Annotated in this window: 11 protein-coding genes; 2 read left to right on the top strand and 9 right to left on the bottom strand. The window is 70.8% G+C overall.

Going from position 1 to position 13,335, the window contains the following annotated elements; genetic code table 11:
- Window positions 1-28 precede the first annotated feature (28 nt).
- The 8 genes from KIP79_RS01320 to KIP79_RS01285 form a co-directional block, all read right to left on the bottom strand.
- Entirely contained in the window at window positions 29-646 is a 618-nt protein-coding gene (locus tag KIP79_RS01320; protein ID WP_214102787.1) for a MerR family transcriptional regulator, read from the bottom strand.
- A 165-nt stretch (window positions 647-811) separates the two neighbouring features.
- On the bottom strand, window positions 812-1,282 hold the full coding sequence (locus tag KIP79_RS01315) for a bifunctional nuclease family protein (protein WP_214102786.1): 471 nt from the start codon (window positions 1,280-1,282) through the stop codon (window positions 812-814).
- A gap of 71 nt (window positions 1,283-1,353) precedes the next feature.
- Entirely contained in the window at window positions 1,354-2,010 is a 657-nt protein-coding gene (gene ftsR, locus KIP79_RS01310) for a transcriptional regulator FtsR (RefSeq protein WP_214102785.1), read from the bottom strand.
- A gap of 32 nt (window positions 2,011-2,042) precedes the next feature.
- Complete coding sequence (locus tag KIP79_RS01305) at window positions 2,043-2,573, bottom strand: double zinc ribbon and FHA domain-containing protein (protein ID WP_214102784.1); 531 nt, start codon at window positions 2,571-2,573, stop codon at window positions 2,043-2,045.
- Window positions 2,574-2,773: 200 nt separating this feature from the next.
- Entirely contained in the window at window positions 2,774-5,278 is a 2,505-nt protein-coding gene (locus tag KIP79_RS01300) for a mannose-1-phosphate guanyltransferase (protein WP_214102783.1), read from the bottom strand.
- Window positions 5,275-5,871 (bottom strand): cardiolipin synthase ClsA, encoded by a 597-nt coding sequence (gene clsA / locus KIP79_RS01295; RefSeq protein WP_214102782.1) that lies wholly within the window; start codon window positions 5,869-5,871, stop codon window positions 5,275-5,277. The genes KIP79_RS01300 and clsA overlap by 4 nt, the downstream gene beginning before the upstream one ends.
- A gap of 76 nt (window positions 5,872-5,947) precedes the next feature.
- Window positions 5,948-6,610 carry a response regulator gene (locus tag KIP79_RS01290; RefSeq protein ID WP_214102781.1) on the bottom strand — a complete coding sequence of 221 codons (663 nt, stop codon included), beginning with the start codon at window positions 6,608-6,610 and terminating at the stop codon, window positions 5,948-5,950.
- A complete protein-coding gene (locus KIP79_RS01285) occupies window positions 6,607-8,238 on the bottom strand; it encodes a sensor histidine kinase (RefSeq protein ID WP_214102780.1) in 1,632 nt (543 codons plus the stop codon). Before KIP79_RS01285 ends, KIP79_RS01290 begins: the two co-directional genes overlap by 4 nt.
- 131 nt (window positions 8,239-8,369) lie before the next feature.
- Between KIP79_RS01285 and KIP79_RS01280 the strand changes: the two genes are divergently transcribed.
- Both KIP79_RS01280 and KIP79_RS01275 read left to right on the top strand, forming a co-directional pair.
- Entirely contained in the window at window positions 8,370-8,963 is a 594-nt protein-coding gene (locus KIP79_RS01280; protein ID WP_214102779.1) for a class I SAM-dependent methyltransferase, read from the top strand.
- 18 nt (window positions 8,964-8,981) lie between these two features.
- A complete protein-coding gene (locus KIP79_RS01275) occupies window positions 8,982-10,163 on the top strand; it encodes an acyl-CoA dehydrogenase family protein (RefSeq protein WP_214102778.1) in 1,182 nt (393 codons plus the stop codon).
- 28 nt (window positions 10,164-10,191) lie between these two features.
- Here the strand turns inward: KIP79_RS01275 and KIP79_RS01270 are convergent, their stop codons facing one another.
- Window positions 10,192-13,323, bottom strand: a complete 3,132-nt coding sequence (locus tag KIP79_RS01270; protein ID WP_214102777.1) for an NACHT domain-containing protein — start codon at window positions 13,321-13,323, stop codon at window positions 10,192-10,194.
- Window positions 13,324-13,335 lie beyond the last annotated feature (12 nt).

Here is a 13,335-nt window from a genome sequence, read left to right as displayed (position 1 = left end):
TCCCACCGAGGTGGGGGTAAAGCCTGCGTTAACCGATACGCCGGGCCTTGCGGCGCCGGGCCAGTTCGTCGCTCGGGTGGTCGGTCTCAGCGGGGAGGCCGACCTCCGCGCGTTCCCCCGGCAGCTCCGCGAGCTTGCCCTCGACCTCGCGCCAGACCCGGCCGAGCGCGATGCCGAACACGCCCTGCCCGCCCTGGAGCAGGTCGATCACCTCGTCCGCCGAGGTGCACTCGTAGACGCTCACCCCGTCGCTCATCAGGGTGATCTGGGCCAGGTCGTTGACCCCCCGGTCGCGCAGGTGCTGGACGGCGGTGCGGATCTGCTGGAGTGAGACTCCGGTGTCGAGGAGGCGCTTGACGACCTTCAGCACGAGGATGTCGCGGAAGCTGTAGAGCCGCTGGGAGCCGGACCCCTGCGCGGCTCTTATGGTCGGCGCGACCAGGTCGGTGCGGGCCCAGTAGTCGAGCTGACGGTAGGTGATCCCGGCCGCGGCGCACGCGGTGGGGCCGCGGTACCCGATGTCCTCGGAGACCGCCGCCGGGCGCTCGTCGAACAGCAAGCCCTGCTCACCGGCGCGTTCCCGGGCCGACTCGCGCTGAGCCGGATCAGGTCCGACCGTCTTACCCTCGCCGCTGCTGACCGCCACTGCGGACCTCCGGCTTTCTCTCATCCCACGGCCTGATCTGGGGGTTCATGAACTACAACCGTGGTTTCCCTTGCACCGTAGGACCGGCGCCAGTCTCAGTCAACGACCGGCACCGGCGCGTCGTGAAGCTCATGAAGCCGAAAAATCCCCCGATGTTAACCCGGCTCAGCCAGCGCGCCCGAAGTCCTCTGGCGTGATGTTGTCCAGGAACTCTCGGAACTTCTCCACCTCATCCTCCTGGTCATCGGGCATACTGACGCCCGCCTCCCGGACCACCTCCTCGCTGGCGAAGATCCGGGCGCCGGTGCGCAAGGCCAGCGCGATGGAGTCGGAGGGCCGGGCGCTCACCTCTACGCCGTTGGAGAACACCAGGTCGGCGAAGAAAATCCCGTCACGGAGCGCGACGATGTTCACTGTGCGCAACTCGATGCCCAGCGCGTTGAGCACGTCCCTGAACAGGTCGTGCGTGAGCGGCCGGGGTGGCGGGTCGTCGGCCTGTGCCAGCGCGATGGCGGTCGCCTCGGTCATGCCTATCCATATAGGCAGGTACCGATCGCCGTTCGCCTCCTTCAGGAGCACGATCGGCTGGTTCGAGGGCATCTCCACACGGACCCCCACGACCTGCATCTGCAACACGGGCGACTCACTCTCCGGGATGCGGCATATCACCAGGCTTTCAACGTAACACCCGAGAGCGACACGCGTTGTCAGCGGCCAAGAACGTTGCGAACACCGCCATTCAGCAAAGCCGCGTGCAAACGGAGCAGAAGCCCCGAAATTTCCCGGGCAGATTCTTCGGCGTGCTCCAGTGCGCCGGGAGCCCGGCGGCGCAGCAGCGGCGCCACCGCCTGCTCCAGCAGCCCCGCCTCCCGCTCGGCGGCGGCCCGCACCGCGCGCAGGTGCCGCGGATGCAGCCCGTACGCGGCCAGCGCGGCCACGCTCCTGGCGACCTCGAGGGCGTCCTCGTCGTACCGCCGCGCGGTGGCGGTGACCAGGCCGTAGGACTCCAGCTCGGCCAGCGTCTCCTCGTCGATCTCGGCGGCGGCCAGCAGCTCCTCCCGGCTCAGCCGGACCGGGGCGGCCTCCACCGGCAGCGCGCGGGGGCCGGGCTCGGCCGCGGCCAGCTGGTCCTTGATCACCCGCAGCGGCAGGTACCTGTCCCGCTGGGCGGTCAGGATGAACCGGAGCCGTTCGACGTCGTTGTGCGTGAACTTCCGGTAGCCGGACGGGCTGCGCTGGGGCTCGATCAGCCCCTCGCCCTCCAGAAAGCGGATCTTGGAGATGGTGACGTCGGGGAACTCCCCCTGCAGCAGGGCGAGCACCTCCCCGATGCTCATGAACGCCCTGATCGCCTCAGCGACCATGCCCTGCTCTCACCCCCTCAGTCACGTCCCCCTCAGCTGCGGGTAAGGAAAACCAGCCGGAACTTCCCGATCTGGACCTCGTCACCGCCCGCCAGCGGGGCCTCCTCGATGCGCTCCCTGTTCACATAGGTGCCGTTGAGGCTGCCCACGTCCCGCGCGGTGAACTGGCCGCCGCGCCGGTAGAACTCCGCGTGCCGCCGGGACACCGTCACATCGTCCAGGAAGATGTCGCTCTCCGGGTGGCGACCCGCCGTGGTGAGGTCGCTGTCGAGCAGGAACCTGCTGCCCGCGTTCGGACCGCGCATCACCACCAGCAGCGCGGTGCCCGGGGGCAGCTGCTCGACCGCGGAACGGTCCGGCAGCAGCGTCTGGCCGGTCGCCTCGTCCACGGCCTCCAGCGAGATGGTGGAGGTCGTGTCGGGAACCGCCTGGTGCGCGGGCTGGTACGCGGGCTGGTAGGCCGTCTGCGGCGCCGGCGCGCTCAGCGGCGAACCGCATCGAGAGCAGAAACGGGCATCCTCGGGGTTGGGGTTCCCGCACTGCGTGCAGTAGACGCTGGGCATCGAACGGCTCGGCCTCTCTCACGACTTGCTCAAAAACTGCGAATGCCGAAAGTTACGCTGATCAGACACGAAGGTCAAGGCAGGCACGCTGGACATTGACTACCCAACGCTACCGTCAGGCACGGTCCAAGGTCCATGCCGCCACACCAACATCATCTCCAGCGCGTCATCTTCCCTTCGGATGGCATCAGGTTATCGCCTCAGGCCGATCCGGTGGCACGCTCGACCACCAGCGCCCACCGTTCCAGAAGCGCCTGGGCCCCGTCCACGTCGTGCGCCTCGGCCCACAGATGGGTGACCGCCTCGGCCGGGTCGGGCAGCACCAGGGCCCAGCTGCCGTCCTCCTCCACCACCCGGACCCCGTCGGTGGTGTCCAGCCGGCAGCCCTCGGCGGCCTCCACCACCGAGCGCATGACCGCCCCCTTGTGCGCCCACGGCGTGGGCACCGTACGGCGCAGCAGCCTGGCCTCCGGGATGCGGGCGTCGATCTGGCTGAGTGACAGGCGGGTGCGGGCCACCAGGCCGAGCAGCCGCAGGAAGACCGCCAGGCCGTCCACGGTGGGCCCGAACTCGGGCACGACGAACCCGCCCCTGCCGTCGCAGGCGAAGATCATTTCCGGGTGCACGGCGGCCGTGGTGAGCGCGTCCACGCTGGTGGCCGTCCAGTCCACGTGCACGCCGTGGAAGCGGCAGACCATCTCGGCCACCCGGGTGGTGGTCACCGGCAGGGCCACCCGCCCGCCCCGCCGCTCGGCCGCCACCAGGTCCAGCACCACCAGCAGCGCCCGCTCCTCGCTGATCAGCTGCCCCTTCTCGTCCACCAGTGAGACCCGCTCCCCGACCGGGTCGAAGCGCACCCCGAAGGCGGCCCGGGAGGAACCCACCAGCTCGGCCAGGCGTTGCAGGTCGCGGCGGCGCTCGGCCAGCGTCTCGGTGGGCGAGGCGTCGTCCAGCCGGTTGTTGACGGTGAGCACGCCCACCCCGACCCGGCCGAGCAGGCTGGGCAGCACCAGCGCCGAGGTGCCCCCGGCGCAGTCCACCACCACCTTCATCTCGGCGTCCTTGACGCCGGTCATGTCCACGCAGCGGAGCAGCTCGCGGGCGTAGGTGTCGACCGCGCGGGCCGGGAAGGTGAGCTCGGCGATCTCGCCGGGGAAGGCCCTGCGGTACTCCTGGCGGGAGAAGACCCGCTCCAGCTTGCGCTGGGCGGCCGGGCTCAGGTCGGCGCCGGTCTCGTCCAGGAAGACGATGTCGACGCTCTGCGGGTCCCCGGCGGTGGTGCGCAGCGCGATGCCGCCCCTGACGTTCTCCCGCGAGGTGTGGAAGCGGGCCACCGGCATGGCCGCGGCCTCCAGGTCCACCACGTTGATGGCGCTGGCGTTGAGCGCGCTGATCACCGCCCGCTTCAGGGCCCGGGCCGCCCGGGAGGCGTCCCGGGAGGTGACCACGGTGTCGCCCTTGCTGAGCGTGGTGGCGTAGGCGCTGGCCAGGCGGACACACAGCTCGGGGGTGATCTCCACGTTGACCAGGCCGGAGACCCCGCGCGGGCCGAACAGGCTGCGCTGGCCGCGGGACTCCCAGATCACGCTGGTGTTGATCACCGCGCCGGCCTCGACCGTCTTGAACGGGTAGATCTTCACCCCGGAGGACACGTACGCCTCGGCCTCGATCACGCACTCGTCGCCGACGACCGCGTTCTCCTCGATCCTGGCGCCGGTCATCACGTCGCTGTTCTTGCCGATGACGCAGCCGCGCAGGTGGGCGGCGGGGCCGATGTAGACGTTGTCGTGCACCACCGCGCGGTGCAGGAAGGCGCCCTCCTTGACCACCGCGTTGCTGCCCAGCACGGTGTACTCGCGCAGCTCGGCCCCGGCCTCCACCTTGGCGTAGTCGCCGATGAACAGGGGGCCCTTGAGCACGGCGTCGGCGTCCACCGAGGCGCCCTCGGCCACCCAGACGCCCGGGGAGAGCTCGAAGGCGTCGAAGTCCACCTTGACCCGGCCCTCCAGCACGTCGGCCTGGGCCTTGAGGTAGCTCTCGTGGGTGCCCACGTCCTCCCAGTAGCCGTCGGCCACGTACCCGAACAGGCGCTCGCCGCGTGCCAGCAGGCGGGGGAAGACGTCGGAGGACCAGTCCACCGAGCGGCCGGGCTCCACCTCGTCCAGGACGCCGGGCTCCATCACGTAGATGCCGGTGTTGACGGTGTCCGAGAAGACCTGGCCCCAGGTGGGCTTCTCCAGGAAGCGCTGGATGCGGCCGTGCTCGTCGACGATGATGATGCCGAATTCCAGCGGGTTGGGGACCCGTTTGAGGCCGATGGTGACCAGGGCCCGGTTCTCCCGGTGGAAGCGGAGCATGTCGGTCAGGTCGATGTCGGTGAGCGCGTCGCCGGAGATGACCAGGAAGCGGTCCTGGCGGAGCCGGTCGGCGGCGTTCTTGACGCTTCCCGCGGTGCCGAGCGGGGTCTCCTCGGTGGCGTAGTGCAGGGTCATGCCGAGCTCGTCGCCGTCGCCGAAGTAGTTGCGGATCAGCGCGGCCAGGAACTGCACGGTGACCACGGTCTCGGTGAAGCCGTGCCGTTTGAGCAGCCGGAGCACGTGCTCCATGATCGGGCGGTTGATCACCGGGAGGAGGGGCTTGGGCTGGTTGGCGGTCATCGGGCGCAGGCGGGTGCCCTCCCCGCCCGCCATCACCACGGCCTTCACCGCGTGTCCCCGAGGGTCGGCTCCCCGGTGGCCTGGGCCAGCATGCGTACCTGCGCGACGTACAGAAGCCCGGCCCACCAGTACAGGCCGGTGCCCCAGATGACGAAGGCCCAGCCGAGGATGGCGGAGATCTCGGCGTACCAGCCGGTGTGGGCGGCCAGGAAGAGCAGCGGGAAGGCGTACATCAGGTTGGCGGTGGCGGCCTTGCCGAGGAAGTGCACCGGCAGGGCCGGGCCGTAGCCGAGGCGGCGCAGGATGGGGACCGTGCAGAGCAACAGCAGGTCACGGGCCACCAGCAACGCCACCAGCCACCAGGGGATGATCTCGCGCAGCAGCAGGCCGATCAGGGTGGCCAGGATGTAGAGCCGGTCGGCCGCCGGGTCGATCAGGCGGCCCAGCCTGCTGGTCTGGTTCCAGGCCCGGGCCAGCTTGCCGTCCAGCCAGTCGGAGAACCCGGCCAGCATAAGCAGCACCAGCGCCCAGCCGTCGGCCTTCGGGCCGAGCACCAGCCAGAGGAAGACGGGCACGCCGAGCAGGCGGAGGAAGCTCAGCAGATTCGGGATGGTCCAAATCCGGTCCTCGGCGGTGTCCACGACCCCGACCCTACATGTGCGCGGCTTCGCGCCCGATGCTGCCCGCCGTCCGTTTTTCCCAACATTCACACGGGTGTCAGGGGCGGGTGGGCCGGAAGTCGGCGTCCACCAGCCCGAGCCGGTGCGCGACCACCGCGGCCTGGGTGCGGTTGCGCAGGTCGAGCTTCTCCATCACGGCGGCCACGTGGGTCTTGACGGTGGTCACCCCCAGGTGCAGCCGCTCCCCGATCTCGCCGTTGGACAGGCCCATGCCGACCAGGGTGAGCACCTGGAGCTCCCGCTCGGTGAGCCCGGGCGGCACCCGGGGAGCGTCGGGCTCGGCGGCCAGCGCCCGGGCCACCACCCGGCGCAGCACCGAGGCGGCCAGCAGCGGCTCCCCCAGCGCGGCCCGGCGCACCGCCTCCACCATGCGGTCCGGCGGGTCGTCCTTGACCAGGAAGCCGAGCGCCCCGGCACGCAGCGCCGCGTACACGTTCTCGTCCTCGGCGAAGGTGGTGAGCACCACGATGCGGGCCGCGGGCTGGGCGGCCAGGATGCGCCGGGTGGCCTCCAGGCCGTCCACCCGGGGCATGCGCAGGTCCATCAGCACCACGTCCGGCCGGTGCCGCTCGGCCTCCTGCACGGCCTGGGCGCCGTCGGCGGCCTCCGCGCAGACGGTCACGTCCCCCGCGGCCTCCAGCATCATCCGCACCCCGGCGCGGACCAGCGCCTGGTCGTCGGCGACCACTACCCGGATCATCCGGCGCTCCCCGAAAAAGCGCTCTTGGTGAACATGCACTCCCATCCTGTCGGGTCCTCCTCCGGCAGGGCCAGCACGGCCGCCAGCCGCCAGCCGCCGCCGGGAAGCGGCCCGGCGGTGAGCCGCCCGCCGAGGGCGTGCGCGCGCTCCCGCATCCCGGCGATGCCCTGACCTGAGGACGGCAGCGCGGCCGGACGCCCGCCGCCCTCGTTGCTGATCTCCACGGCCAGCTCGGGACCCTGCACGGCCACGCTCACCTTCACCCGCACCCCCGGCCCGGCGTGCTTGAGCACGTTGGTCAGGCCCTCCTGGACGATCCGGGCCGCCGACGCCCGGGCCACCAGCGGGGCGGCGGCCACCTCGGGCGCCAGCTCCAGGGTGACCTCAAGACCGGCCCCGGTCACCCGGGCGACCGCGTCCCGCATGACCTCCTCCGGGTCGTTGACCGACAGCTGCCCGTCCGCGGCCTCTGGGCCCCGCAGCACGTTGAGCAGGCCGCGCAGGTCTTCCAGCACCTGGTGGCCGGTGGCCCGGATGTCGGCCAGCGCCTCGGCCGCCGGGCCGGTGGCGCCCGCGTACTCGGCGGCCCCGGCCCGCAGCACCATGGCGCCGACGTGGTGGGCCACGATGTCGTGCACCTCCCGGGCGATCCGCTCCCGCTCGGCCAGCCGGTCCGACCTGGCCCGCTCGGCGGCCAGCTCCACCTCCCGCCGGTTGGCGGTCCTGCGGGCCCGGACGAAGGCGCCGATGGCGGCCGGGGCGGCGACCAGGGTGGCCAGCACAGGGAACCACCAGGCGGTCACCTCCGCCGCGGCGCCGAGCGCGGCCAGCATGGTGACCATGCAGGTCAGCGCGTACCCGGCGAGCTGCCAGCGCCAGGTCACCTGGCTGGCGAAAACGCCGAGCGCGATGAACAGCAGCACCTGGAGGCTGTCGGCTGCCTCGGGGGCGCGGCCTACGGCCAGCAGCAGGACGACGCTCTCCAGCAGCAGCACCGAACCGGGCAGCCAGCGCACCACACCCAGCGCCAGACCGGCGATCACCGCCAGCAGGCCGATGCCCCAGACGTGCATGTCCGCCTCCGGCCAGCTGCTCCAGGTGCCGAGCACGGCGAAGGCGACCCCGCCGCCGGCCAGCAGCAGGTCCAGCACGGGCGCCCGCTCCTCGCCCTCCGGCACCGCGCCGGACTGGCTGCGCAGGTACCGGCCGATGGTGACCGGAATGGCGATGATGCCGACCGTGTAGTACCAGAAGTTGGCGGCCAGCGGCACGCCGGGGTCGGCGAGGTTGACGCCGGTGGCCAGGCAGGCCACCGCCGCCGCGGGCAGGGTCCAGCCCCAGCCGCGGGACCTGGCCAGCGAGCCGGCCGACAGCGCGAGCAGGATCTGCACCCCGTCCAGCACCCCGGCGCCCAGGTCGTCCAGGATCACCAGCAGCACCGCCAGGTAGACGGTGACCTGGCCGGGCCACCGGCGGACCAGGCCCATCGGCAGACCGGCGAGCAGCACGAAAGCGACCACCAGCCAGGTCGGGAAGCTGGGGCCGCCCCAGGTCTGGCAGGTCATGACGCACAGCGCGATCCCTGCCGAGGCCAGCAGGAGATCAAGCGTCAGAACACGCCACCGCATGACAGAAACCGTATCCGCCTCCGGGGGTGGCTTCCCCTCCTTCGCCCGTGGGAGCGGCCTCCTCCAAGTGGCCGGTGAGTCGGACCGCTGGAACGGGGCACCGCGCGCGGAAAAACTTCTAACGTGCGGGCATGGCTAACGGTTCTGCGCTCTTCTTCGGGCAGTTCATGCGTTCCCCCGCCGCGATCGGCGCCATCGCCCCCAGCTCACGGCAGCTGGCCGCCGCCGTCACCGTGCCGATCCCCGAGTACGGCAACCCGACGGTGGTCGAGCTCGGCCCGGGGACGGGATCGTTCACCGGCGAGATCCAGCGGCGGCTCGGCGGCCGCGGGCGGCACCTGGCGGTCGAGATCAACCCGCAACTGGCGGCCCACCTGTCCACCCGGCACCCGGGCGTCGAGCTCATCGTGGACGACGCGGCCAGGCTGCCCGACCTGCTGACCGCCCGCCGGGCCGGGCAGGCCGACGTGATCGTGAGCGGGCTGCCGTGGGCGGCGTTCGGGTGGGGAACCCAGCACGCGCTGCTCTCCGGCGTCCTGGCGGCGCTGAACCCGGCCGGGGCCTTCACCATGTTCGCGTACGTGCACGCCCGCCGCCTGCCCCCGGCGGTGCGCATCCGGCGGGCGCTGACCGAGGCCTTCGAGGAGGTCGTGCTCGGGCGTACAGTCTGGCGTAACCTGCCTCCGGCCTTCGTGTACCACGCGCGGCGGCCACGACAGAGTTAGCCATTGGGAGGGCCTGGCATGGACTTCACGCTTCCGGAGAGCGCGCAGGCCGTACAGCGCGGGATCGCGGCCGTGTGCGCGAAGTACGGCATGGACTACTGGGAGCGGTGCGAGGCCGACAAACGCTGGCCCGAGGAGGTGTGGGCCGAGCTGGCCAAGGGCGGCTGGCTCGGGCTCGCGGTTCCCGAGGAGTACGGCGGCGGCGGGCAGGGGCTGCTGGAGCTGGCCGTGGCCACCGAGACGCTGGCGGCCTCCGGCGCGGCCGGGGGCTCTGCCTTCACCTACGTGCTCACCCCTGGGTTCGGCGCGCTCACCCTGGCCCGGCACGGCACCGAGCGGCAGCGCGCCGAGCTGCTCCCCCGGCTGGCCACCGGGGAGGTCGAGACGTGTTTCGCGCTGACCGAGCCGGACGCGGGCTCCAACGCGCTGGCCATCTCCACCAGCGCCCGCCTGGACGGGGCCTCGTACGTGATCAACGGCCAGAAGATCTGGATCACCGGCGTGCAGCGGGCCGGCTGGATGCTGCTGGTCACCCGCACCATTCCCGCCGCCGAGGCCAAACCCCGGACCAGCGGTATGACGGTCTTCCTGGTCAACGTACCCGAGGCGGTGGCGGCCGGGCAGCTGTCCTACCGGCCGATCCCGAAGATGGGGGCCAACACCACCCCCTCCAACATGGTCTTCTTCGACGACCTGCGGGTGCCCGCGGAGAACGTCCTCGGGGAGGTCGACGGTGGCGCGCTCGTCCTGTGGGACATCCTCAACCCCGAGCGCATCCTGCTGGGCGCCAGCGCCCTGGGCGGCGCCGAGGTCGCCCTCCGAGTCGCGGTCGACTACGCGAAACAACGCGAGGTCTTCAACCGCCCGATCGGCGCCAACCAGGCCATCGCCTTCCCGCTCGCCCAGGTGAAAGCCAAAATCGAACTCGCCCGGCTAATGCTGCACAAGGCCGCCTGGCTCTTCGACCAGGGCCTGCCCTGCGGCACCGAGGCCAACATCGCCAAACTCACCGCCTCCCAGGCCGCCTGGGAGGCCGCCGACGCCGCCTTCCAGACCCACGGGGGGATGGCGTACTCCCTGGAGTACCCGGTCGCCCGCCTACTCAACGAGGCCCGCATCGGCAGGGTCGCCCCCGTCACCGAGGAACTGCTGCTGAACTACCTGGCCACCCAGGTCCTTGGCCTGCCCCGGAGCTTCTGACCGTTCGACCTCAATGGCGGTCCGCGACCTACGCGTTCTGCTCCGGGGCCGGAAGCAGATGTGGCGCGCACTTCCGCAAGATGTTCTGGAACGGATTCTGGAATCGCCGTGTCCTCGACGACACGGCTACGCCCAGGAGGAACGCCACCACGGCCGAGGCCAGAATGACCGCCCAACCTCCCCAAACCCCGATCGATGACGCCAACCACTCGACCGTGGTGAACACGCCGTAGATGGGCAGTGCAACCGCGACAATGACGCCCCCGAGCACCGCCATGCCCCCGCTTATGACATAGAAGAGGCTGTCAGCGGAGGGTCCCATGCTTGTCGCCTCCAATACCAAGCCCACAAAGCCGACGATCACCCCCACGGTCGCCGCCCCGACGATCCAAGCGGCAGGTGCCGGACCAAGCGCCCACGATCCGGTGATCGCACCCCCGACCCGGACAGCTCCCAATCCCCCGACCCAAGTCGCCAGGAGCACCAATACCGAGTTACGAATCAGTCGAAGCACCCGTGGTTCCGGCGTACGCTCCGCCAGTGCCTCCCAGTCCTGCCGGCTACAGTGCCTGGCACCGAAACTGGCCACGAGGAGGACCCGGATCCGCCAGTCGAGGGCCCGGATCAGCAGCAGTTGCGGACTGTCGGGAAAGACTTTCTCGACGACACGCTGTGCCAGTGCCTCCGCAGCGGTTCGGACCCGCGGTTCCAGAGTCCCCGACAGGGCGGCAAGGCCCACACTTTCCAGCATCGCACAGCATTCCTCGGCAGAACTGTGGCCGTGCGCCAAGGCAGACACGCCCAGCTGGCGTAGCTCGTCCATCTGCTGCTGCGTGTCCTCGTCCGCCGCCCACATCGATTCCTGACCGTCACGATGCCCCAGTAAGGCGGCATGCGATGGCAGCGCGATCAGCGGGGTCACCGGAGGCAGGGAGTCGGGTGGGGCCGACTCGGGGCGGTACTCGTTGAGGTCCTGGACGAGCAGCCGGGCGACTCTGCCCACGACCGATGACAAACGCGGCAACCATTCACGCCGGTACGGCTTGGTGACCCAGTCCAGGCGCTCGCCGGGCACGACCTCGTCGCGGCGTTCCTTGTTCAGCACCGCTCGCACGTCGTCGCTGTTCAGCAGCGCTGCCAGCCACCATGCCGCCTGTAGGCGCCGGAACTCGCTCACGGGGGAATCCGGAGCGAGCAGGGGCACGAGCGCCTCGGCGGCGGCCGGGGTGCCGATCAGGCCGATGTCCTCGATCGCCCAGCCCTGATCCTGTTCCGCGGCCGTTCGCAGAGCCGGGATGGCCAGTTCTCCCATCGAACGCAGCACGGCACGGGCGAATGGGTCCGACAGCGCCAGTCTGGTCAGCAAGGCCCCCGCCTCGGGATGGCCGGAGGCGGCGAGCACGCGGATCGCCTGGCGCCGGGGCTCGTCGGCGATGTTCACCTGGGGGCGGGCCTGGTTGGCCACGCGTGGCTCGCCGATCACGTCGGGGGCCTGGTCGACGATGCGCAGCAGGGTGTCCAGCACCCCCTGGCCACGCGGGCCGCCGACGCCGACGAGTGTGCCGAGTGCGCGGACCGTCGCATCCGCCAGCACGGCACCCGAGGCGAGCTGGCCGAGGAAGTGGGCGATGACCTCGTTGGCGAAAGCGCTCTCGACCCGGGTGGCCTCGGCCAGGCAGCGGACGACCAGTACCCGTCCCTCGTCGTCCTCGCCGGTGTAGATCGCGCGCAGCAGCGGCGTGGAGTCGTCGGCGACCATGCCGGACCACAGGAGGACGACCTCGCGCCAGGTCTCGGGGTGGCGCTGGTAGTGCTGGAGCAGTTCCTCCCAGTTCGTCCCCAGTTCCAGCGCCGCCAGGTATTCCTGAAGTGTCAGGTGCCGGAAACCGTACAGTTCCTCGGCGCCCTCCAAGCGGATCAGCAACCGGCTGCGTTCGACGATCTCGCGGATCACCTCTCCGGCCTCCGCGCGGTCGAGGTTGAAGTCCTCACTCTCGGCCCGGATGACCGCCAGCAGGTCGCGATGGGTGATGGCCCTGCGGTCGCCGTCGCCGGCATCCTGCCTGCTCATCAGCAGCAGCGCGAGTTTGCGCAGGATCGCCAGCTTGATGGCGGGGCCGTGCCGGGTGATCTGGTCGAGGCCCCGTGCCTCGTCGCGGCGGAGCAGGTAGGCAACGGTTTTGTCGTAGAACTCCGAGCGCGAGCGCGGCATGCGCTCGGCTCGCTCGCCGAACACGCCCTCCAAATACAGGTAGGCGATCATCGTGAGCAGCATCGGGCTACGGGCCAGGCTCAGCACGGGACGGTTGGCCTGGAGCGCGCCGAACAGCGACTCCAGTTGCTCGTCGTTGTTAAGCAGGTGCCGCAGCAGGAGGCGCAGCGCCGCGTCGTCGAGATCGGCGACGGTCAGCGGCGGGCCGAACTCGGCGGCCAGCTCGCCGTCGTAGACCTCGTTGCGGCAGGTCACGACCATCGGGCAGGCGTGGTGTCGCTGGGCCAGGTCCTTCAGCTCGGCCAGCGCCTCCGGGTAGCGGTCGCGCAGCACCTCGTCCAGGCCGTCGAAGTAGAGCCGCAACCGGCCCTCTCCGAGGGCTGCGTCGAGTTGCTTGGGCGTGAACTGCCACTTGCCGTGGCTCAGCGCCCTGGCCAGCAGGTCCTTCAGGGTCGCGCCGCCGGTGCCGTACAGGTGGAGGTCGACGAGCACGGGAACGCGGGTGGACGGGTCGCGGCGGGTGTTTCTGGTCCACTCCAGCATCAGGTGCTTGAGCAGCATCGACTTGCCGGCGCCCGGCTCGCCGACGACCACGGCGCGGTCCGCGTTGCGCAGCCGTTCCTCGGCGTCGAGGCGTTCGCCGTCCGATTCGTACCGTACCGGGATGTAGACGTCCTCGACGGCGATCGGGGCGTCGTCGCGGCGGAAGCCCATCGTGTGGGTGCCGTAGTTCTGGCGTACCGCCGTGATGTACATCCGCAGCGCGCGCCGCTTGAGCAGGTTGCGCTCACGCCCGGACTGGAAACGGTCCAGCACCCGCTTGCCGAGCTCCTCGACGATGCCGCCGGTGAACTTGTCGACCAGCCACAGCAGCACGAAAAGCGCGAGCAACAAGCCGCCGTACGGCAGCAGCGAGCTGACGGACTCCCCCGGCACAAGGGCCCCCATTCGATCAGAACG

The sequence above is a fragment of the Acrocarpospora catenulata genome, assembly GCF_018476525.1.
Taxonomy (GTDB): domain Bacteria; phylum Actinomycetota; class Actinomycetes; order Streptosporangiales; family Streptosporangiaceae; genus Acrocarpospora; species Acrocarpospora catenulata.
This window is presented reverse-complemented; position numbering and strand designations above follow the sequence as displayed.